This is a genomic window from Barrientosiimonas humi, assembly GCF_006716095.1.
GTDB lineage: Bacteria > Actinomycetota > Actinomycetes > Actinomycetales > Dermatophilaceae > Barrientosiimonas > Barrientosiimonas humi.
This window is the reverse complement of sequence record NZ_VFOK01000001.1, coordinates 2761711-2782877: the sequence shown is the minus strand read 5'-3', so window position 1 is coordinate 2782877 and position 21167 is coordinate 2761711. Positions and strand designations below refer to the sequence as shown.

Sequence of the window (21167 nt, the reverse complement as noted above, 5' to 3'; positions counted from 1 at the left end):
GCACGAGGTCGCTGCTGCTCGACTCGCGCGCCCGGCCTCGCCATGCTGTCCTGCGTGACACCGGAGGCCAGGCATCGACCGCCGCACCTGCGCCCGGCGTACCTGCTGCTGGTGCTGGTCGGCGGCGCGCTGGGCACCGGTGCGCGCGAAGGGATCAGCCTCGCGTTCCCGCCCGTCGACGGCATCCCGGTCGCGGTCCTCGTGATCAACGTCGTCGGCGCCTTCCTGCTCGGCTGGCTGCTCGACGGGCTCGCCCGGCGCGGCCCCGACGGTGGCCGCCGCCGCCCGGTGCGGCTGCTGCTCGGCACCGGGCTGCTCGGCGGCTTCACGACCTACAGCACGCTCGCGACCGACGCGGCCCGGCTGCTCGGTGACGGGCGCACCACCGCCGGCCTGACGTACGCCCTCCTCACCGTGGTCGTCGGCGCCGCCGCGACCTTCGCCGGCATCGCGCTCGCCGCCGTCACGCACCGATCGCGGGAGGCGCGCGGTGGGTGACGTCACGCCCGTGGTCTTCGGGTTGCTCTGTGTCGCAGGCGGACTCGGCGCCGCCGCGCGCTTCGTGATCGACGGGTTCGTGCGCGAGCGCACCTCCGGCGCGCTGCCGTGGGGCACGATCGCGATCAACCTCAGCGGCTCGTTCCTCCTCGGGCTGCTCACCGGCCTGGTCGCCGCCCGGGCGCTGCCGGCCGAGTGGCAGCTGGTGGCGGGCACCGGCTTCCTGGGCGGCTACACCACCTTCTCGACCGCGAGCCTCGAGACGGTGCGGCTGCTGCAGGAGCGCCGGTGGGCGGCCGGGCTGCTGACCGGGCTGGGCGTCGTCGTGGGCGCCACCGCGGCGGCGGGGCTCGGGTGGTGGATCGGCGCTCTCGTCTGAGGTCCTAGGACCAGGGTCGGCGAAAGATCGGTCCAAGTCTGGTGCCGATCGGGGGAACGGCATCGCCAGGCTGGCAGTCGGAGCATCGGCACACGCCGCTGACCGGTCGCACCCGGTGAAGGATCTCGTGCCAGGGGGCACGATCCGTACTCGACTCGAGGGGAAGTCATGGCACGCAAGGGAATTCGGCACACGCTCACGACCGGCGCCACGCTGGCGCTGCTGGGCCTGGGGTCCATCGGCAGCCTCGGCTGCCAGACCACCAACCAGGGCGCGACGGCACCCGGCGGGGCGGCGACCTCGTCGCCGAGCCAGGGGAGCGGGTCCGAGGGTGGCTCGGGGAACGGGTCCGGGCGCGGCGCGGGCAGCATCGTCCCGGCGGCCGGCTCCAAGACCGCCCTCGGATTCACCGCGATCGTCCGGCACGAGACCGGACCCCAGGACGGCAAGGGCACGCTCGTGCTGCGCGCGCCCGACGGCCGGCACGCCACCGTCGGCGAGGTGTCCGACGGCGCCGAGGTCGCCGACATCAGCAGCAACGCCCGCACGGTCGTGACCGCGATCCGGGCCAAGGGCGGCGGGGAGTCGCGCTACACGATCTGGGACACCGCGACCGGCAAGCCGACGTACGTCCGGGTCAAGGACGGCGGCGACGCCGTGCTCGTGCAGGACGGGTTGCTCGTCGCCCGCCCGAAGCAGTCGCCGCAGCTGTTCGACCGCTCCGGCAAGCCGGTCCGCACGTACGAAGGGAGCTTCTCGCCGTCAGCCGAGGTCGTCGCTTCCGCCGACGGAAAGCGGTTCTGGATCGCCGACGACGGAGGTCGGATTCGCCTGTTCGACCTCAGGTCGGGCACCGAGCTGCGGCAGATCGAGGTGCCGTCTGGACGTGCGTCCTGCTCGCCCGGTCCGCAGCTGTCGTACGAGGACTTCACCATGGACTGCTCCGCACCGGGAGACGCGGACCCGAGCGGCTCCACCGCGTACATGGCGCAGTTCTACGGGACGGCCGCTCCGCAGCGGCTGGTCGACCACGGGGACCAGGCGTCGCAGGCGCGTCGGGTCAACCCGGGGTTGGTCTACGAGGTGCCGGGTGTCTGTGGATCCGCCTGGATCTCCCGCGGCGCGAGCTACGAGCCGCTCAAGGTCGACGAAAGCGACACCCGCCAGGTGGCGGGGGCGTACGGCGACACGGCCTACCTCACGAGCTGGGGCGGTCAGTGCGGCGACGGCGACCTGGTGCGCTTCGATCTGGCCAACCTGAAGAGCACGAAGGTGGCGGGCAAGGGCACCCCGATCGGTGGCTTCGTCACCTCGGCCAAGACGGTCGACGGCACCTGACCGTCGGCGCCGGGATCAGGGGGTGAGCAGCGCGGCGGCGTCGTGCTGCGCCACCCGCCCCCCGGCGTACGCCCTCGGCAGCGCGAGCGCGGACGCGTAACCGGGCAGCGGCGGAGAGAGCCCGAGCACCTGCGCGGCGCCGGCGACCAGCCCCGCCTTGACCACGGCCTCGTCGCGCACCCAGGCGCCGGCGTCGGTCCCGGCCGGCACGTCCGCGATCCGCTGCACGTCGACGCCGACGGGGCCGTCGTGCGCGGCGACCACCACGAGCAGCCCGGAGTGCGACACCGACAGCTGGGGCGCTCCGGGGAGGTCGAGCCGCGGGCGGCCGTGCGGTCGGCCGCAGTCGGGGCAGGTGCGCTCGACCGGCACGTCGCCGGGCGGGAGGTCGAGCAGCCGACCGGCGACCGCGCGCACCAGCGCGGCGGCGAGCAACGAGCGGGCGCGGTCGGCGGGGCGGGCGAGGGCGTCCAGGCGCGCGCGCTCGACCGGGCTGAGCGTGCGGACCAGCGCGATGTCGGCCAGGGCGAGCCGCGCCCACCAGACTTCGGAACCGCGCAGAGTCACAGCCGGCACTTAAGTTAGCCTCACCTTCATGACAGGGACCCTACTGCCGTCGCCGCGCGCCGCGGCGACGTCGGTGCTCGCGGGGGCGACGGCCGTCGGTGACGCCCCCGCGCTGGTGGTCGGCGACCGTGCGGTGACCCATGCGCAGCTGCGCGAGCTGGTCGACCGGGCGGCGGCGCGCCTGCCCGACGCCGCCGACGGGCGCTGCCTGGTGCAGGTCTTTCCGCGCCCCGACCTCGACGCGCTCGTCGCCTATCTCGCGACGCTGCACGCGGGCCACGTCGCGCTGGTCGCCGCGCCCGGGCCTGCGGCCGCGCCGATCCTGACCCGATACCGCCCCGACCTCGCCTTCCTCGGCGACACGGTCGAGGTGCTGGGCGAGGAGCCGTGGACGGGTCCGCGCCACCTGCTGCACCCCGACCTGGCCCTGCTGCTCAGCACCTCCGGCAGCACCGGCTCGCCCAAGCTGGTGCGCCTCTCGCACGACAACCTGCGCGCCAACGCCGACGCCATCGCCCAGGCGCTGTCGCTCACCGCGGCCGACCGGGCGATCACGTCGCTGCCGCTGACCTACTGCTACGGCCTGTCGGTGCTGCACTCCCACCTGCGCGCCGGCGCCTCGGTGGTGCTGCACCGCGGCTCGGTGCACGAGCCCGGCTTCTGGGAGGCCGTCGACCGGCATGGCGTGACCACGCTCGCCGTCGTCCCGCACTCTGCGCGGCTCGCGCTCGCGGGTGGCCTGGCCGACCCGCACCCGTCGCTGCGCCTGGTGACCCAGGCCGGTGGCCGCCTCGAGCCTGGGGCGGTGCTCGACCTGGCCGACCTCGGCACGCGCCGCGGCTGGGACCTCGCGGTGATGTACGGCCAGACCGAGGCCACCGCCCGCATCGCCGTGCTCCCGCCGGCGGAGGTGGCCGCCGCCCCCGATGCCGTCGGGCGCGCGGTGCCGGGCACGGGCGTACGCCTGGACCGGTCGGTCCCGCAGGCCACCGGTGACGTGGGCGAGCTGGTCGTCACCGGGCCGGGCGTGATGCTCGGCTATGCCGAGCACCCCGACGACCTCGCCGTCGGCCGCATGCAGCACGAGCTGCGCACCGGCGACCTCGCGACCGTCGATGCCGACGGGCTGGTGCGCATGGTCGGCCGGCGCAGCGGGTTCGTGAAGGTCATGGGCCACCGCATCGACGTCGCCCAGGTCGAGAACGCCCTGCAGGCAACGGGATTCGAGACCTGCGTGACCGGCGGCGACGCGCAGCTGCGGGTGCTAGTCGAGCCGCCGACCGTCGGCGGCGACCGGTCGAGCGCCGCACGTGGTCGCCACGACGCGGCCGCCACCGCCCGCCGGCTCCGGGCGCTCGTCGCGGAGCTCACCGGGCTCGGCCCCGCCGCGGTCGCGGTGGCCGTCGCTCCGCTGGCCCGTCGCGACAACGGCAAGGTCGACCGGCCCGGCTGCGACGCGCTGGTGCGAGCCGCGCTCGAGACCGAGGGCGCCGACCCCGCGCCGGAGCGCCCCGGCGACGGGCCCCCGCTCGAGGTGCAGGTGGCCGGCACGGTCGCCCGCGTGCTGGGTCTCGACCCCGAGTCCGTCGACACCGCAAGGTCTTTCGTCGAGCTGGGCGGCGACTCGCTCAGCCACGTGCAGGCCGCGACGCGCCTGGCCGAGCTGCTCGGCGAGCTGCCCCGCGACTGGCACCACCGGTCGCTGCGCGACCTCGCCGCGGGCGGCGGCGAGCAGGGCCGCACGCCGCTGGAGACCTCCGTCGTGCTGCGTGCGGTGGCCGCGCTGATCATCCTCGGCACCCACGCCGACCTGTTCTGGATCGTCGGCGGGGCGCACGTGCTGCTCGTCGTCGCCGGTTACAACGCCGGCCGGTTCAGCCTCTCCGGCGTCGACCCGGTGCGCCGTGCGCTCGCCTCGGCCCGCACCGGCCTCGGCATCCTGGTGCCCGCCGCGGTCGTCGCGCTGGTCGGCCTGGTGACCACCGGCCGCTACGGCTGGGCCAACGTCGGCGCGGTCAACTGGATCGCCGGCGACGTGACGTACGGCAGCCGCAACGAGCTCTGGTTCGTCGACGCGCTGCTCGCGTCGGTCGCGATCATGGTCGCCGCGCTGAGCCTGCCGCCGGTCTCCCGGGCGTACGCCCGCGACCCGTGGCGGGTCAGCGTCGCCGTCGCGGCGATCGCCCTGGTGCCGCGGTTCGTCATCCTCGCGGTCGCCGACGGCACCATCCGCGGCATCGCTCCGACCGTCTTCTGGCTGTTCGCGACCGGGGTCGCGCTGGCGCACGCCGGCACGGCCCGCCGACGCCGAATCACGTTGGCGCTGGCCACGATCGGGATCGTCACCTTCTTCGACGACCCGATCCGCAACGCCACCGTGCTCGCCGGCATCGTGCTGCTCGCCCTCGTCCCCGCCGTACGCCTGCCGCGCCGCCTCGCGTCCGCCGCCGGCACCGTGGGCGCGGCCTCGCTGTACCTCTACCTCGTGCAGTTCCAGGTGTTCGACCTGGTGCCCGACGTGGGCGGTCGGTTGCCGTCCGCGGCGCTGCGGGTCGCCGCCGCGCTCGTCGTCGGCTGCCTCGTCTGGCGCCTGGCGGACCCGCTCGTCCGCCGCCTCCAACAGCTGATCCCCCTTCCCGTCGAAAGGAACCACCGTGCGTCGTCGCACTCTCCTGTCCGGCCTGCTGGCCGTGGGCGTCACCTTCCCCCTGCTGGCAGCCTGCGGAGGTGAGGAGGAGTTCGCGGCCGACCCCAACGCGCTGATCATCTATTCCTCCCAGCACAAGGAGGTCACCGAGAGCTGGGCCAAGGCGTTCAGCGCCAAGACCGGGATCAAGACCCAGATCCGCCGCGGCCAGGACTCCTCGATGGGGCAGCAGATCGTCGAGGAGGGCGCGGCCTCGCCCGCCGACGTGTTCCTCACCGAGAACTCCCCGGCCATGACCGTCGTCGAGCGCGCGAAGCTGCTCGCCCCGGTCGAGGCCGGCACGCTGAGCAGCATCGACCCCAAGCTGGTCCCGACGAGCAAGGACTGGACCGCCATCGCGGCCCGCTCCACCGTGCTGGTCTACAACCCCAGCAAGCTGCCGGCCGGCCAGCTGCCGAAGTCGCTGATGGACCTGCAGCAGCCGGCGTGGAAGGACCGGTGGGGCGCGGCGTCCGGCGGCGCCGACTTCCAGGCGATCGTGGCCGGGATGCTCGCGCAGAAGGGCGAGCCGGCGACCGCCGCCTGGCTGAAGGGCCTGAAGACCAACTCCAAGACGTACCAGAACAACATCGCGACGATGAAGGCCGTCAACGCGGGCGAGGTCCCGGCCGGCGTGATCTTTCACTACTACTGGTACCGCGACCAGGCCGGCGACAAGGCCGGCACCAAGAACACCAAGCTGCACTACTTCAAGAACCAGGACCCCGGCGCGTTCGTCAGCCTGTCGGCGGGCGGGGTGCTGAAGAGCTCGAAGAAGGCCAAGCAGGCCCAGCAGTTCCTGCAGTACGTCCTCAGCCCCGAGGGCCAGAAGGTGCTCGTCGACTCCGGGTCGATGGAGTACGCCGTCGGCAAGGGCGCCACGTCGGCGCCGGCGCTGCCGGCGCTCGGCACGCTGCAGGCTCCGCCGGTCGACCCGTTCACGCTCAACTCCGACCGGGTGAGCAAGCTGATGACCGATGCCGGCATCCTCTAGGACCCACTCACCCGCCTCGCGCACCGGCGTCGCCGTCCCCGCGGCGGCGCTGGTCGCGCTCGTCACGATCCTGCCGATCGTGGTGGTCGGCGTCCGTGGGCTGTCGATCGGGTTCGGCGCCGCCGCCGAATACCTCGTGCGCCCAAGGGTTCTGGAGCTGCTCGGCAACACGGGCGCCCTGGTCGCGATCACCGTGCCGGCCGCGCTGGTCGTGGGCGTCACCGCCGCGTGGCTGGTCGAGCGCACCTCGCTGCCGTTCGCGGGCGTGTGGCGGATGCTGCTGCTCGCGCCGCTCGCGGTGCCGGCGTTCGTCAGCGCCTACGCCTGGATCTCCGTGCGGCCCGGCTTCACCGGGCTGTGGGCTGCCGCGCTGGTGACGACGCTGGCGTACTACCCCTTCGTCTTCCTGCCCGTCGCCGCCATGCTGCGCGCGCTCGACGGCGCCGACGAGGACGTCGCCCGCTCGCTCGGCCTGAGCCGCGGGCGGGCGGTGGTGCGCACCGTGCTGCCGCGGCTGCGGCCGGCGATCTGCGGCGGCGCGCTGCTCGTGGCGCTGCACCTGCTGGCCGAGTTCGGCGTGCTGGAGATGATGCGCTTCCAGACCTTCACCACCGCGATCCTGCAGCAGTACGCCGTCGGCTACAGCGACGCCCAGGGCAGCCTGCTCGCGCTCGTGCTGGCCGTGCTGTGCGTGGGCGTGCTGCTGCTCGAGGTGCTGGCGCGCGGCCGGCGCCGGGTCGCGCGCGTGGGGAGCGGGACCGCCCAGGCCCCCGCGCGCGTACCCCTCGGGCGCTGGACCGTCCCCGCCCTGCTCGCCCTCGCTGCGGTGGTGGCGCTGGCCCTGGTCGTGCCGGTCGCGCTGGTCGCTCGGTGGGTGTGGGCCGGCATCGACGACTCGGTGGTCGACGCGGGCCGGCTCGCGCGGGTGACCCTGAGCAGCCTCGGGCTCGCCGCCGCCGGCGGTCTCGCCGCGGTGCTGGCCGCGCTGCCCGGCGCCTGGCTGCTGAGCCGGCGCCGCGGCGCCGCGCCGATGGTGCTCGAGCGCGTCACGTTCATCGCCTCGGCGCTGCCGGGGGTCGTGGTGGCCCTGGCGCTGATCACGCTGTCGATCCGGTGGGCGCGGCCGACGTACCAGACCGTCGGGCTGCTGCTGCTGGCGTACGTCATCCTGTTCCTGCCGCGCGCGATGGTCTCGCTGCGGGCGGGGCTGGCGGCGGCACCGCCGGAGCTGTCGGAGGCCTCGCGCTCGCTCGGGCAGGGTGGCGCGGCGACCTTCTGGCGCGTGGTGCTGCCGCTCGCGCTGCCGTCGTTCCTCACCGGCTTCGTGCTGGTGGCGCTCGCGATCGTCACCGAGCTCACGGCTACCCTGCTGCTCGCCCCGACCGGCACCGACACGCTCGCGCTGGCGTTCTGGGCGTCGAGCGACGAGCTCGACTACGCCGCGGCGGCTCCCTACGCGGCGATGATGATCGTGCTGTCGGCCCCGCTCACCCTGGTGCTGCGCCAGCAGATCCGCACATCCGGGAGGGCGTGAGATGAGCGACGTCGAGGTCAGCGGCGTGACCGCGGGCTACGGCCGGCAACCCGTGCTGCACGAGATCGACCTGCGCGTGCCGACGGGCACGACGACCGCCGTGCTCGGCGACTCCGGGTCGGGAAAATCCACGCTGCTCAAGGTGATTGCCGGTTTCGTCGCTCCGATCGGTGGGTCGGTGGCGATCGGCGGGCGCACGGTCGTCGGCCCCGGCGTGCACGTCGCGCCCGAGCGGCGCGGGGTGGGGTACGTCCGCCAGGACGGCGGCCTGTTCCCGCACCTGACCGTCGCGGGCAACGTCGCCTTCGGTCTGCCCTTCCCGCGCCGCCGGCACCGGCCGAAGGTGCTCGAGCTGCTCGACCTCGTCGGGCTGCCGGCCGAGATGGCCGACCGCACGCCCGACCAGCTCTCGGGCGGGCAGCAGCAGCGGGTCGCGCTGGCCCGGGCGCTCGCGCTGGAGCCGTCGGTGGTGCTGCTCGACGAGCCGTTCTCGGCGCTCGACACCGCCCTGCGCGAGGCGACCCGCGAGGCCACCGGCAAGGCCCTGCGTGCCGCGCGGGCGACCGCGCTGCTGGTGACGCACGACCAGCAGGAGGCGCTGTCGTTCGCCGACGAGGTGGCGATCCTGCGCGACGGCCGGTTCCGGCAGGTCGCGGCGCCGCGGGTCGCCTACGAGTCGCCGGCCGACGCCCACGTCGCCGGGTCGCTCGGCGACGCGGTGCTGCTGCCTGGGGAGTCCTCGGGCCGCTCGGTGAACAGCCCGCTGGGCGAGTTCCCGCTCGCCGAGGAGGTGCGCGCCGGGGGCTGCCAGGTGCTCTTCCGCCCCGAGCAGCTCGCGGTCGGGCCGGCCGGCGCGGGGATGTTCGACGCCGAGGTCGGTCGGGTCGTCTACTTCGGCCACGACGCCCTCGTCGAGCTGGACCACCTCGACCCGCGCACCCAGATCCTCGTCCGCGTGCGCGCCCGGGTGCTCGGCTCCGGCGCCTCGCTCACCCGGGGCGAGCGGGTTTCGGTCCGCGTGCTCGGCCCGGTGCGCGCCTTCCCGCTCTAGCGGAGGTCCGCGCCGGGGTGCGCCCCGGCCCGGTCACGCTCTGGCGGTGGTCCGCCGACGGGTGCGCCCGGGCGCACGGTTGGGCGGTGGTCCGCGAGGTGGTGGTCGGTGATGGGGTGCGCCCCGGCCCGATCACGCTCTGGCGGTGGTCCGCCGACGGGTGCGCCCGGGCGCACGGTTGGGCGGTGGACCGCGAGGTGGTGGTCGGTGATGGGGTGCGCGCGGACATCTGGACAGGACAAAGGCCCCCGGTACCGCCGAGAGCCGCGGCATTCCAGGGGCCGGCCCGCGTTCCTCCTGTCCATCTGCACGAGCAGCGGCGATCACGGTTGGGCGGTGGTCCGCTTGTGGGTGCGCCCGGGCGCACGGTTGGGCGGTGGCCCGCAGGTGGGTGTGCCTGGGCGCACGGTTCGGCGGTGGACCTCGAGGGCGTACGCCGGGGTCGGGGGCGGCGAAAATCGATGGCGCGGAGGGGCGCCGAGCCGTCACGCTGCGCCTCCACACCGGACGGGTCGAGGCCGCGGGTGAGGCGCGGGCCGCGGGGGTCTGCTGAGGCGACGGCGTACATCTGGACAGGAAGAAGGCGGCGGGGGCGACCCAGAACCGCGGAAGGCCGGGGGAGCCGCTCGGTTCGTCCTGTCGAACTGTCCGGGACGGGGGCAACGGTGGGCCCCGTGGGACTCGAACCCACAACCTACGGATTAAAAGTCCGCAGCTCTAACCGATTGAGCTAGAGGCCCGGGGCGGCGACGCCGCCGGGGCAACTGTAGTGGGGCGGGCGGGTTTCGATACGCCGCGCTCGTCCCTCGCGCGGCTACTCGACCGGCTTGGGCGGGGTCTCGGTGCGCCGCGCTCGTCCCTCGCGCGGCTGCTCGACCAGCTCGGGCGGGGTCTCGGTGCGCCGGGCTCGTCCCTCGCGCGGCTGCTCGACCGGCTTGGAGAGAATGGGCACGCCATGACTCCTCGTCTCACCGACCGCACCCCGTCACCCGCCGAGCCCGATGCGATCTACGAAGCGTTCCAGGGCTGGGCCGGCGACCGGGGGATCGACCTCTACCCGCACCAGGACGAGGCGATCATCGAGCTGGTCGGCGGCGCCAACGTCATCCTCGCCACCCCCACCGGCTCCGGGAAGTCGCTCGTCGCGACCGCGGCGCACTTCACCGCGCTCGCGCAGGACAAGGTCTCGTTCTACACCGCACCCATCAAGGCGCTGGTCTCGGAGAAGTTCTTCGCGCTCATCGAGCAGTTCGGCGCCGACAACGTCGGGATGCTCACCGGCGACGCGGCGGTCAACGCCGACGCCCCGATCATCTGCTGCACCGCCGAGGTGCTCGCCAACATCGCGCTGCGCGAGGGGCGCAGCGCCGATGTCGGCATGGTCATCATGGACGAGTTCCACTTCTACTCCGAGCCCGACCGCGGCTGGGCCTGGCAGGTGCCGCTGCTGGAGCTCCCGCAGGCGCAGTTCCTGCTCATGTCGGCCACCCTCGGCGACGTCGCTCGGTTCGAGGAGGACCTCACCCGTCGCACCGGCCGCCCCACCGCCACGGTCGCGACCGCCGAGCGGCCGGTGCCGCTGAGCTTCTCGTACGCCATGACCCCGCTCCACGAGACGCTCGAGGAGCTGCTGACCACGCACCAGGCGCCGGTCTACGTCGTGCACTTCACCCAGGCCGCCGCGCTCGAGCGGGCCCAGGCGCTGATGAGCCTGTCGGTCGCGAGCAAGGAGGAGCGCGCCCGGATCGCCGAGCTGATCGGCGGTTTTCGCTTCTCCGCCGGCTTCGGCAAGACGCTGAACCGGTTGGTGCGCCACGGGATCGGCGTGCACCACGCCGGGATGCTCCCGAAGTACCGCCGGCTGGTCGAGACTCTCGCGCAGGCCGGCCTGCTCAAGGTCATCTGCGGCACCGACACCCTCGGCGTCGGCATCAACGTGCCGATCCGCACCGTCGTGTTCACCGGGCTCACCAAGTTCGACGGGTCACGCAACCGGCTGCTCAAGGCGCGCGAGTTCCACCAGATCGCGGGGCGGGCCGGGCGTGCGGGGTACGACACCAGCGGCTCGGTCGTGGTGCAGGCGCCCGAGCACGCGATCGAGAACGCCCGCGCGCTCGCCAAGGCGGGCGACGACCCCAAGAAGCAGCGCAAGGTGCAGCGCAAGAAGCCGCCCGAGGGCTTCGTGAGCTGGTCGGAGGAGACCTTCGACAAGCTCGTTGCCGCCCAGCCCGAGGCGCTCCAGTCACGCATGCGCGTCACCCACTCGATGCTGCTGAACGTCATTGCGCGAGAAGGGGATCCGTTCCCCGCGATGCGCTCGCTCGTGCGTGAGAACCACGAGGACCCGCGCCGGCAGGCGCGCCTCGCGAAGGGGGCGATCACGCTCTACCGCGAGCTGCTCGCCGCCGGGGTCGTGGAGAAGCTGTCGGTGCCCGAGGCCGACGGTCGACAGGTGCGTCTGACCGTCGACCTGCAGGACAACTTCGCCCTCAACCAGCCGCTCGCGCCGTTCGCGCTCGCGGTGCTCGACGTGCTCGACCCCGAGTCCGAGACGTACGCCCGAGACGTCGTCTCGGTCATCGAGGCGATCCTGGAGGACCCACGCCCGGTGCTGCTCGCCCAGCGGCGCAAGGTGCGCGGCGAGGCCATCGCCGAGATGAAGGCCGACGGCATCGAGTACGACGAGCGCATGGAGCTGCTCGAGGACATCAGCTGGCCCCAGCCGCTCGCCGAGCTGCTCGACGCGACGTTCGAGACCTATCGCAGCGGCCAGCCGTGGGTCGCCGAGAGCGCGTTGTCGCCCAAGACCGTCGTGCGCGAGATGTACGAGAACGCCTGGAGCTTCGGCGATCTCGTCAAGCAGTACGACCTCTCCCGCTCCGAGGGGATCGTCCTGCGCTACCTGACCGACGCCTATCGCACCCTGCGCCAGACGGTGCCCGACCGCTACCGCGACGAGGAGCTTGACGACCTGGTCGAGTGGCTGGGGGAGACCGTCCGGCAGACCGACTCCAGCCTGCTGGACGAGTGGGAGGCGCTGAGTCACCCGGAGGAGGCGGCCCTCGAGGGCGGCGCGCCCTCCGCGACCACCGTCGCGCCCAGGCCGATCACCAGCAACCCCAGGGCTTTTCGGGTCTCGGTGCGCAACGCGATGTTCCGCCGCGTGCAGCTCGCGGCGCGGCGTGACGTCGTCGCGCTGGCCGCGCTCGACCGGGCCGCCGCCGAGTCGACCGACCCGCCCACCGAGATCGTCATGGACGAGGGCGCCTGGCACGACGACCTGGCCGCCTACTTCGCCGACCACGACGAGATGGGGGCGGGCGCGAGCGCGCGGGGGCCGGCGTACCTGCGGATCACGCAGAAGTCCGACATGTGGGAGGTGCGTCAGGTGATCGAGGACCCCGAGGACGACGGCGACTGGGGCATCGACGCGCAGATCCCGCTGGCCGCCTCCGACGAGGCCGGGGCGCCGGTGATCGTCGTGCTGGGCCTGAACAGACTCGACGTGGTGGGGTGAAGGCATGAGCGCCGCGTTCTCCAGCACCTACCGTCTGCAGCTGCACGGCGAGTTCACCTTCGACGACGCCGCCCGGCAGGTGCCCTACCTCGCCGACCTCGGCGTCACGCACCTGTACCTGTCGCCGATCCTGCAGGCCGTGCCCGGCTCGCAGCACGGCTACGACGTGGTCGACCACAGCCGGGTCAGCGACGAGCTGGGCGGGGAGGACGGCTTCCGCCGGCTGGTCGCGGCCGCGCACGAGCACGACCTCGGCGTCGTGGTCGACGTGGTGCCCAACCACATGGCGTTCGTCGCGCCCGAGTCGCTGAACCGCGAGGTCTGGGAGGTGCTGCGCGACGGGCGCGACGCCGCCACCGCCGACTGGTTCGACATCGACTGGAAGGCCGGCGGCGGGCGCATCGGGCTCCCGGTGCTCGGCGAGCCGCTGGCCGACGTGCTCGCGGCCGGCCGGCTCACCCTCGACGAGATCGACGCCGACCCCGGCACCGGCCAGCCCGCCCCGGTGCTGCGCTACTACGACCACGTCTACCCCGTCGCGCTCGGCACCGAGACCTCCGGCGACGTCGCCGAGATCCTGGAGCGCCAGCACTACCGGCTCGCCTCGTGGCGCGACAAGGACGACGTGCTCAACTACCGCCGGTTCTTCGAGGTCGACGGGCTCATCGCCGTGCGGGTCGAGCTGCCCGAGGTCTTCGACGCCACCCACCGGCTGCTGCTCGAGCTGCACCACGAGGGGCTGATCGACGGCTTCCGCATCGACCACCCCGACGGCCTGGCCGACCCGACCGACTACCTCGAGCGGCTGGCCGCGGCCTGCCGCCCGGACACCCCGGTGTGGGTCGAGAAGATCCTCGAGGGCGAGGAGCGGCTGCCCCGACGCTGGCAGACCGCCGGGACGACCGGGTACGACGCGCTGCGGGTCGTGCAGGCCGCGCTCACCGACCCCGAGGCCGCCGACACGCTCGACGCGACCTGGCGCGCCACCGGCGGCGAGCCCGACTTCGACGTGGTCGTCGAGCAGGCCAAGCGGCAGGTCGTCGAGCAGTCGCTGGCCCCCGAGGTCGAGCGGCTGACCCGGCGCGCGCGCGAGGCGCTGCCCGAGCTCGACCCCGAGCGGCTGCGCGAGGCGGTCGTCGAGCTGCTCGTCGCGGGAGAGGTCTATCGGGCGTACGTCCGGCCCGAGCACCAGATCGGTCAGGTCGCGCGGCGCCGGCTCACCGACGCGTTCAGCGCCGCGCTCACCGCGCGGCCCGACCTGCAGCCCGAGCTCGACGCGCTCCTGCCCGTCACCGTGATGGCCGAGGACAGCGACGCCGCAACAGATTTCGGCGTCCGGCTGCAGCAGACCTGGGGCCCCGTCATGGCCAAGGGCATCGAGGACACCAGCTTCTATCGCTGGCACCGGCTGATCGCGCTCAACGAGGTCGGCAGCGACCCCACTGTCGTCGCGTCGGCCTCGCCCGACCTCATGCACGACTGGGCGCAGGCGCAGGTCGAGCACTGGCCGCGCACCATGACCACGCTCACGACCCACGACACCAAGCGCAGCGAGGACGTGCGCGCCCGGCTGCTCGCCGTCGCGGGTGACACCCAGGGCTGGCAGCAGGTCTCCGCCGTCGCGAGCGCGGAGGCCGAGCGGTCCGGGGTCGACCTGCCCACCGGCCACCTCGTCTGGCAGACGCTCCTCGGCGTCGGCGAGATCGGCGAGGAGCGGCTGCGCGACTACCTGCAGAAGGCGCTGCGCGAGGGCAAGCAGCACACGGCATGGGTCGACGGCGACGAGGACTACGAGCGCCGCGTCATCGACTTCGCCGTCGCCGCCTCGACCGAGGGCCCGCTGCACGACGCGGTCGAGGAGCTGATCGCGAGCAATGCCAACGCGATTCGCGCGACCACCCTCGCGGCCAAGCTGCTGCAGCTGACCCTGCCGGGGGTGCCCGACACCTACCAGGGGTGCGAGACGGTGAGCCTGTCGCTGGTCGACCCCGACAACCGGCGACCTGTCGACTACGCCGCGCTGTCGACGGCTCTGGACCGGGGCCATGGTCAGGGTGGTCTCGATACGGCCTCGCCCAGCGGCTCGGCCTACTCGACCAGCGTGGGCGGCTCGGGCGACTCGACCAGCGTGGGCGGCTCGGGCGATTCGACCAGCGTGGGCGGCTCGGGCGATTCGACCAGCGTGGGCGGCTCGGCATCCTCGACCGGCTTGGGTGGCCTGGGGGACGAGAAGCTGCACCTCACGAGCACCGTGCTGCAGCTGCGGCAGAGCCGCGCCGAGTCGCTCGGGCCGGGCGGGACGTACCTCCCGTGGGAGTCGGGCGACGAGCACGCCGCCGGGTTCCTGCGCGGACCGGCCGCGGGCCGGCTCGCCGGCGCCCTCGGACGCGTGCCCGAGCCGGACGTGCTCGTCGCGGTCACCCGGGCCCCGGCCCGGCTGGAGCGCGACGGCGGCTGGGGCGAGCGGCTGCTCACCCTCCCCGAGGGTGATTGGCGAGACGCCCTCGACGGGCGAATCATCAACAGTGACGGGCAGATCCGGGCGCGCGACCTCTTCGCGGACCGCCCGGTGGCGCTGCTGGAGAGGAGGGACTCGTGACCGGATATCGCGTGTGGGCCCCCGCGGCCGAGCAGGGGGTCGATCTCGTGCTCGGTGACGAGCGGGTCGCCCTCGAGCGCGGCGACGACGGCTGGTGGCAGACCGACCGCGCACCGCGGCCGGGCGAGCGCTACGCCTTCTCCGTCGACGGCGGCGACCCCCGCCCGGACCCGCGCTCGCTCTCCCAGCCCGACGGGCCGCACGAGCCCAGCGAGGTCGTCGACCTGACGGCGCACGAGTGGGGCGACGGTGACTGGGCGGGCGCTCCGCTGGAGGGCGCGATCGTCTACGAGCTGCACATCGGCACCTTCACGCCCGAAGGCACCTTCGACGCCGCCGTCGAGCACCTCGACCACCTGGCCGACCTCGGCGTCACGATCGTCGAGGTCATGCCGGTCGCGGCGTTCCCCGGCCGCCGCGGCTGGGGCTACGACGGGGTCGACCTGTTCGCGGTGCACGAGGCCTACGGCGGGGTCGAGGCGTTCCAGCGGTTCGTCGACGCGTGCCACCAGCGCGGGCTCGGCGTCTGCCTCGACGTCGTCTACAACCACCTCGGCCCCAGCGGCAACTACCTCGCGACGTTCGGCCCCTACTTCACCGACGCCCACCACACGCCGTGGGGCTGGGCGGTCAACCTCGACGGTCCGGACAGCGACGAGGTGCGCCGCTTCCTGCTCGACAACGCCCGCTTCTGGTTCCGCGACGTGCACGTCGACGCCCTGCGCCTCGACGCTGTGCACGCGCTCATCGACGACCGCGCCGTGCACTTCCTCGAGGAGCTTGCGGCCGAGACCGACTCTCTCTCAAGGGAACTGGGGCATCCGCTCTGGTTGATCGCCGAGTCCGACCGCAACGACCCGGCGACCGTCACGCCGCGTCGCGACGGCGGCTCGGGCGGGCTCGGCCTGCACGCGCAGTGGGCCGACGACGTGCACCACGCGCTGCACGTGCTGCTCACCGGCGAGACGCAGGGCTACTACGCCGACTTCGCGGCAGCCGACGCGCCCGCGAAGGTGCTCGGACGTACGCCCTTCTTCCACGACGGCACGACGTCCACCTTCCGCGGTCGCCGGCACGGCCGGCCCGTCGACCCGGACGAGACGCCGGGCTGGCGCTTCGTCGCCTCGCTGCAGACCCACGACCAGGTCGGCAACCGCGCGACCGGTGACCGGCTCTCCCAGCTCGTCCCGCCGGGCCGGCTCGCCGCGGGGGCGGCGCTGCTGCTGACCTCGCCCTACACGCCGATGCTGTTCATGGGGGAGGAGTGGGGCGCCAGCACGCCGTGGCAGTACTTCACCGACCACGAGGATCCCGAGCTCGCCCGAGCGGTCTCGCAGGGCCGGCGCGCCGAGTTCGCCGAGCACGGCTGGGCCGACCAGGTGCCCGACCCGCAGGCGCGCGGCACCGCCGACGCCTCGACGCTGCGCTGGGAGGAGCTGCGCGAGCCCGAGCACGCCCGGCTGCTGGAGTGGTACGCCACGCTGATCCGGCTGCGGCGCGAACGGCCCGAGCTGCGCGACCCTGCGCTCGGCCGCGAGGACGTACGTCGGGAGGGCGGGGTGCTGCGGGTGCGCCGCGGCGAGCACCTGCTCCTGGTCAACCTCGGTGACGAGACGCTCGACCTGCCCACCGGCGGCGAGCACGAGGTGCTCGCGGCGTGGCAAGCCGACCTGCTGCACCCCGGCGCCGCCCGCCTCGGCCCCGACGCCACCCTGCTGCTGGGGCCGGTCACCTCGACCGGCACGACGGAGGAGGCCAGCCGTGGCTGACCAGAGACGACCGCGCCGGCCCGAGTTCCGCACGCCCGCCGAGCTCGAGGCGGCCGGGGGAGAGGCCCTGGACCCCGCCGAGGTGAGCGAGGTCGCGCACGAGACCGCCGCGGCGCTCGTCGGTCAGGGGCGCGCCTCGCAGGACCCCGCGCTGCGCGAGCGGCTGGTGCACCTGGTCGACGAGCTGGGGGTCGCCACCGTCGCCGAGCTGTGGGCGCAGCGGCCCGCCGTCAGCCTCCCCGGGGCGCTGTGGCGCCTCTACATGCTGCGCGAGTGGGTGCAGCGCGACCCCGCAGGGGCCTCCGCCGACTACACCGAGGGCATGAAGCACGCCGACGTCGCCCACGTGGTCGCAGGCGCCGCCGAGCCGCCCGGCCCGGACGAGGTGCGCGACCTCGGCGACGCGATCGTGCGCGGGGTCTACGAGGGTGACCTGGCCGTGGCGCTCGACCGGGCCGCCGCGTTCTGCCGGGTCATCGCCGTCGGCCGCGCGCACCGCGCCGACGATCGCGACGGGCTCGACGAGGAGGGCGCCGCCCGCGCCACGCGCACCGCCGGCTCGCTGGTCACCACGGCGCACGACCTCGAGCGCGCGGCCGCCCTGTGGCGTGACTCACGACTGACCTGACGGCGCCCGTGGAACATCCCGGCCCGATCGGTAGTTAGGCTGGGTGCGCGTCGGGCCGCGGTAGCCCCGGGTCCCAATATTTGCCGCTACGAGCGGCCATGCGCCGTGAGGCGCTTCCCGGCCCGACGCGACCCACTTCCCTCGGGCGCGAGCCGCGCCGGTCTGCGCGCGCCGCCCGAGGACGTACGTCCGGCTCACCCGGGCCACGCCCCTCGCCCCGGGCGCTCCGACAGGCTCGTTCACCTGGTGCTCACGTGACCGCCGCCACACGCTTTACACACTCTCGATCCGCGTTCACCCCGAGTTCACCCACCCAAGGACCTCGCGTCACCCGCGCTCCCTACCTTCACGGAGGCGGTGTTCCCGTGCCGCCCACGAACTCCCCAACCTCGAGAGGTCCCTGACGTGAAGATCACGCGCATCGGCCGTGTCTCCAGCATCGCCCTGGTCGGAGCGCTCGCGCTCTCGGCGTGCGGTTCGGACAACAACACTGGCTCCGGCGGCAGCGGCGACGGCTCGTCGTCGGCCGCCAAGTCCGGCGGCGACCAGGCCGGCGCCGGCAACGTCGACTGTGGCACCAAGGCCATCAAGGCCGAGGGATCCACCGCCCAGGACAACGCCATCCAGGAAGCGATCGCCAGCTTCCAGTCGGTCTGCCCCGAGCAGTCGGTGAGCTACAACGGCACCGGCTCCGGCAACGGCATCAACCAGTTTACCGCCAAGCAGGTCAACTTCGCCGGGTCCGACTCCGCGCTGAAGAGCAGCGACGGCAAGACGGAGCAGGCCGACGCCGACAAGGCCTGCGGCTCGCCCGCGTGGAACCTCCCGATGGTGACCGGCCCGATCGCCGTGGCCTACAACCTCGAGGGCGTCGACAAGCTGGTGCTCACGCCGGCGCTGATCGCCGACATCTTCAACGGCAAGATCACCAAGTGGAACGACCCGAAGATCGCCGCGGTCAACAAGGGCACCACGCTCCCCAACGTCGACATCAAGGTCTTCTTCCGCTCCGACGAGTCGGGCACCACCGAGAACTTCACCAAGTACCTCGCGGCCTCGGCCAAGGAGAACTGGACCGCCGAGCCGGCCAAGAAGTGGTCGGGCAAGGGTGAGGGCAAGGCCAAGACCGCCGGCGTCACCAACGCCGTCAAGTCCACCCCGGGCGGCATCACCTACGCCGAGTGGTCCTCGGCGAAGGACAACCAGCTCGGCATGGCCCAGGTCGACAACGGCGCGGGCCCCGTCGCCCTGACCGGTGAGAGCGCCGGCAAGGCCGTCGCCGCCGCCACCCAGGACGGCTCGGGCAACAACCTCAAGCTCAAGCTCGACTACGCCACCAAGGAGGCCGGGGCCTACCCGATCATCCTGGTGACCTACGAGATCGTCTGCTCGAAGTACTCCGACCCGGAGATCGGCAAGGGCGTCAAGGCGTTCCTGAACCACTTCGGCAGCAGCGAGACCCAGAAGAGCCTGGAGGAGGTCGGCTACGCACCGCTGCCGTCCGAGATCCAGGGCAAGGTCGAGACGGCCGTCAACGCCATCCAGTGATTCACTCGTGCGGTGGGGTCGTGGCGTCACGCCCGGCCCCACCGCACGACGTACGTCTCCCTCGGCAGAACAGGTAGCGCATGTCCTCCATCACCGGGGTCTCGGTCTCCGACCAGTCCCCTGACCCCGACGGTCGAGCTCCGCTCGAGTCCGACCAGGCCGACAGCGGCCGCCTCGGGGACAAGATCTTCGGCGGCCTCGCCAAGGGCTCCGGCATCCTCGTGGTGGCGCTGGTCACCCTGATCGGTGTCTTCCTCATCGCGCAGGCGATCCCCGCGCTGAGCCGCAACAACGCGAACTTCCTCACCTCGACGGAGTGGAACGTCGCCAACCCCGACAGCATGTCGTTCGGGATCGCGCGCCTGCTCTGGGTGACAGTGATCTCCTCGTTGCTCGCGCTGATCCTCGCGGTCCCGCTGGGGGTGTGCATCGCCCTGTTCATCACGCAGTACGCCCCGACCTGGCTGGCCCGTCCGGCCGCCTCGCTCATCGACCTGCTCGCCGCGGTCCCCTCGATCGTCTACGGCCTGTGGGGTGCGTACGTCGTCGGCCAGTACTTCCGGCCGATCCAGGACTTCGTCACGAGCGTCTTCGGCTGGATCCCGCTGTTCGCCGACGAGGGCGCCAGCGCCGCGAGCACGATCGCGTTCGTCTCGATCGTCCTGGCCGTGATGATCCTGCCGATCATCACGGCGCTGTCGCGCGAGGTCTTCGCGCAGACGCCCGGCACGCACAAGGAGGCCGCGCTCGCGCTCGGCGCGACCAAGTGGGAGATGATCCGCACCGCGGTGCTGCCGTTCGGCAAGCCCGGCGTCATCTCGGCCTCGATGCTCGGCCTCGGCCGCGCGCTCGGTGAGACCGTCGCGGTGATGATCATCGTGTCCTCGCTGCCCGAGGGCGCCCCCTGGTCGTGGTCGATCTTCAACGGCGGTGAGACCTTCGCCTCCAAGATCGCCAACAACTACGGCGAGTTCGACAGCCCGACCAAGACGGGCGCGTACATCGCCGCTGGTCTGGTGCTGTTCCTGCTGACCTTCGTCGTCAACGCCATCGCCCGTGTCGTCATCGAGCGTCGGAAGGCCTTCACCGAATGAGCACCCTCGACTCGACCTATCCCGCCGGAGACGTGACTGCGACCGCCGAGCGGGGCAACGTCAGCTCCGGGCTCGGCCCCAAGTCCTCCGGGCGCGCGATCAAGGACCGGATCGCCCAGATCGTCATGTGGGGCGCGTTCCTGGTCGCTCTCGTGCCGCTGATCTGGATCCTCGGCACCGTCGTCGTCAAGGGCGGCGCGATGCTGCTCGAGGCGCAGTGGTGGACCAACTCCCAGCTGGGCATCACCGCCCGCAACGTGGGCGGCGGCGCGACCCACGCGATCCAGGGCACCCTGATCCAGGGCGCCGTGACCTCAGTGATCGCGGTGCCGATCGGTGTGCTGACCGCGATATACCTCGTCGAGTACGGCCGCGGCAAGCTCGCCCGTGCGGTGAGCTTCATGGTCGACATCCTCACCGGCGTCCCCTCGATCGTCGCCGCGCTGTTCATCTACGCCGTCTGGGTCACCACGTTCGGCTTCCAGCGCGTGCCCTTCGCCGTGTGTCTCGCGCTGGTACTTCTGATGGTCCCGGTCGTCGTGCGCTCCACCGAGGAGATGCTCAAGCTCGTGCCTAACGAGTTGCGCGAGGCGTCCTACGCCCTGGGCGTGCCCAAGTGGAAGACGATCATGAAGGTCGTCCTGCCGACCGCCTTCTCCGGCATCGTCACCGGCATCCTGCTCGGCCTGGCCCGGGTCATGGGCGAGACGGCGCCGCTGATCATCCTCGGGCCGTACTTCTTCGGCATCTCCAGCAACCTGTTCTCCGGGCTGATGGGCACGCTGCCGACGATGATGTACAGCGGCCGCGACAACATGGGCCTGCCGCAGACCGAGGCCCGCGTCTGGGGCGCGGCCTGCACGCTGATCCTGATCATCCTGGTGCTCAACATCGCCGGTCGCCTGATCAGTCGGTTCAGCAAGGTCAAGAGCTGACCCACCGACTCGACAACCCTTTCTGAGACT

General features: G+C 72.9%; 16 protein-coding genes and 1 tRNA gene. 14 read left to right on the top strand and 3 right to left on the bottom strand.

The window, feature by feature from the left end; all coding sequences use genetic code 11:
* Positions 1-54 precede the first annotated feature (54 nt).
* The 3 genes from FB554_RS13045 (at position 55) to FB554_RS13035 (ending at position 2215) form a co-directional block, all read left to right on the top strand.
* A complete protein-coding gene (locus FB554_RS13045) occupies positions 55-498 on the top strand; it encodes a fluoride efflux transporter FluC (RefSeq protein ID WP_236022397.1) in 444 nt (147 codons plus the stop codon).
* Positions 491-877: a fluoride efflux transporter CrcB gene (gene crcB, locus FB554_RS13040; RefSeq protein WP_142006737.1), complete on the top strand. Its 387-nt coding sequence runs from the start codon at positions 491-493 to the stop codon at positions 875-877. Before FB554_RS13045 ends, crcB begins: the two co-directional genes overlap by 8 nt.
* 168 nt (positions 878-1045) lie before the next feature.
* Positions 1046-2215: a WD40 repeat domain-containing protein gene (locus tag FB554_RS13035; RefSeq protein ID WP_142006735.1), complete on the top strand. Its 1170-nt coding sequence runs from the start codon at positions 1046-1048 to the stop codon at positions 2213-2215.
* Between the two features lie 15 nt (positions 2216-2230).
* Here FB554_RS13035 and FB554_RS13030 read toward each other — a convergent pair whose 3' ends face one another.
* Positions 2231-2782, bottom strand: a complete 552-nt coding sequence (locus tag FB554_RS13030; RefSeq protein WP_142006733.1) for a 4'-phosphopantetheinyl transferase family protein — start codon at positions 2780-2782, stop codon at positions 2231-2233.
* A 28-nt stretch (positions 2783-2810) separates the two neighbouring features.
* Here FB554_RS13030 and FB554_RS13025 point away from each other — a divergent pair, with 28 nt between their 5' ends.
* From FB554_RS13025 to FB554_RS13010, 4 genes are read left to right on the top strand one after another with little or no spacing between them, the layout of a single operon-like run.
* A complete protein-coding gene (locus tag FB554_RS13025) occupies positions 2811-5513 on the top strand; it encodes an AMP-binding protein (protein WP_142006731.1) in 2703 nt (900 codons plus the stop codon).
* Complete coding sequence (locus FB554_RS13020; protein WP_142006729.1) at positions 5437-6462, top strand: extracellular solute-binding protein; 1026 nt, start codon at positions 5437-5439, stop codon at positions 6460-6462. The genes FB554_RS13025 and FB554_RS13020 overlap by 77 nt, the downstream gene beginning before the upstream one ends.
* Positions 6446-7996, top strand: a complete 1551-nt coding sequence (locus tag FB554_RS13015) for an ABC transporter permease (RefSeq protein WP_142006727.1) — start codon at positions 6446-6448, stop codon at positions 7994-7996. The genes FB554_RS13020 and FB554_RS13015 overlap by 17 nt, the downstream gene beginning before the upstream one ends.
* 1 nt (position 7997) lies before the next feature.
* Positions 7998-9047 carry an ABC transporter ATP-binding protein gene (locus FB554_RS13010; RefSeq protein ID WP_142006725.1) on the top strand — a complete coding sequence of 350 codons (1050 nt, stop codon included), beginning with the start codon at positions 7998-8000 and terminating at the stop codon, positions 9045-9047.
* Positions 9048-9713: 666 nt separating this feature from the next.
* Here FB554_RS13010 and FB554_RS13005 read toward each other — a convergent pair.
* A tRNA-Lys gene (locus FB554_RS13005) sits at positions 9714-9787 on the bottom strand.
* Between the two features lie 74 nt (positions 9788-9861).
* Complete coding sequence (locus tag FB554_RS17205) at positions 9862-9999, bottom strand: hypothetical protein (RefSeq protein WP_170206880.1); 138 nt, start codon at positions 9997-9999, stop codon at positions 9862-9864.
* Between the two features lie 3 nt (positions 10000-10002).
* Between FB554_RS17205 and FB554_RS13000 the strand changes: the two genes are divergently transcribed.
* The 7 genes from FB554_RS13000 (at position 10003) to pstA (ending at position 21137) form a co-directional block, all read left to right on the top strand.
* Complete coding sequence (locus tag FB554_RS13000) at positions 10003-12564, top strand: DEAD/DEAH box helicase (protein WP_142006723.1); 2562 nt, start codon at positions 10003-10005, stop codon at positions 12562-12564.
* 4 nt (positions 12565-12568) lie between these two features.
* Positions 12569-15163, top strand: coding sequence for a malto-oligosyltrehalose synthase (gene treY / locus FB554_RS12995; protein ID WP_211344603.1), 2595 nt, complete (start codon positions 12569-12571; stop codon positions 15161-15163).
* Positions 15160-16932: a malto-oligosyltrehalose trehalohydrolase gene (treZ, locus tag FB554_RS12990; protein WP_142006721.1), complete on the top strand. Its 1773-nt coding sequence runs from the start codon at positions 15160-15162 to the stop codon at positions 16930-16932. The genes treY and treZ overlap by 4 nt, the downstream gene beginning before the upstream one ends.
* Entirely contained in the window at positions 16925-17560 is a 636-nt protein-coding gene (locus FB554_RS12985; protein ID WP_142006719.1) for a hypothetical protein, read from the top strand. The genes treZ and FB554_RS12985 overlap by 8 nt, the downstream gene beginning before the upstream one ends.
* 405 nt (positions 17561-17965) lie before the next feature.
* Positions 17966-19108 carry a phosphate ABC transporter substrate-binding protein PstS gene (gene pstS, locus FB554_RS12980; RefSeq protein ID WP_142006717.1) on the top strand — a complete coding sequence of 381 codons (1143 nt, stop codon included), beginning with the start codon at positions 17966-17968 and terminating at the stop codon, positions 19106-19108.
* Positions 19109-19188: 80 nt separating this feature from the next.
* On the top strand, positions 19189-20202 hold the full coding sequence (pstC, locus tag FB554_RS12975; protein WP_142006715.1) for a phosphate ABC transporter permease subunit PstC: 1014 nt from the start codon (positions 19189-19191) through the stop codon (positions 20200-20202).
* Entirely contained in the window at positions 20199-21137 is a 939-nt protein-coding gene (gene pstA, locus FB554_RS12970) for a phosphate ABC transporter permease PstA (RefSeq protein ID WP_142006713.1), read from the top strand. The genes pstC and pstA overlap by 4 nt, the downstream gene beginning before the upstream one ends.
* Positions 21138-21167 lie beyond the last annotated feature (30 nt).

Bases quoted from the DNA above. Each gene is read 5' to 3' on its own strand.
- FB554_RS13035 (WP_142006735.1), top strand. From the start codon at position 1,046: ATGGCACGCAAGGGAATTCGGCACACGCTCACGACCGGCGCCACGCTG.
- FB554_RS13025 (WP_142006731.1), top strand. From the start codon at position 2,811: ATGACAGGGACCCTACTGCCGTCGCCGCGCGCCGCGGCGACGTCGGTG.
- FB554_RS13015 (WP_142006727.1), top strand. From the start codon at position 6,446: ATGCCGGCATCCTCTAGGACCCACTCACCCGCCTCGCGCACCGGCGTC.
- FB554_RS13010 (WP_142006725.1), top strand. From the start codon at position 7,998: ATGAGCGACGTCGAGGTCAGCGGCGTGACCGCGGGCTACGGCCGGCAA.
- FB554_RS13000 (WP_142006723.1), top strand. From the start codon at position 10,003: ATGACTCCTCGTCTCACCGACCGCACCCCGTCACCCGCCGAGCCCGAT.
- treY (WP_211344603.1), top strand. From the start codon at position 12,569: ATGAGCGCCGCGTTCTCCAGCACCTACCGTCTGCAGCTGCACGGCGAG.
- pstC (WP_142006715.1), top strand. From the start codon at position 19,189: ATGTCCTCCATCACCGGGGTCTCGGTCTCCGACCAGTCCCCTGACCCC.
- pstA (WP_142006713.1), top strand. From the start codon at position 20,199: ATGAGCACCCTCGACTCGACCTATCCCGCCGGAGACGTGACTGCGACC.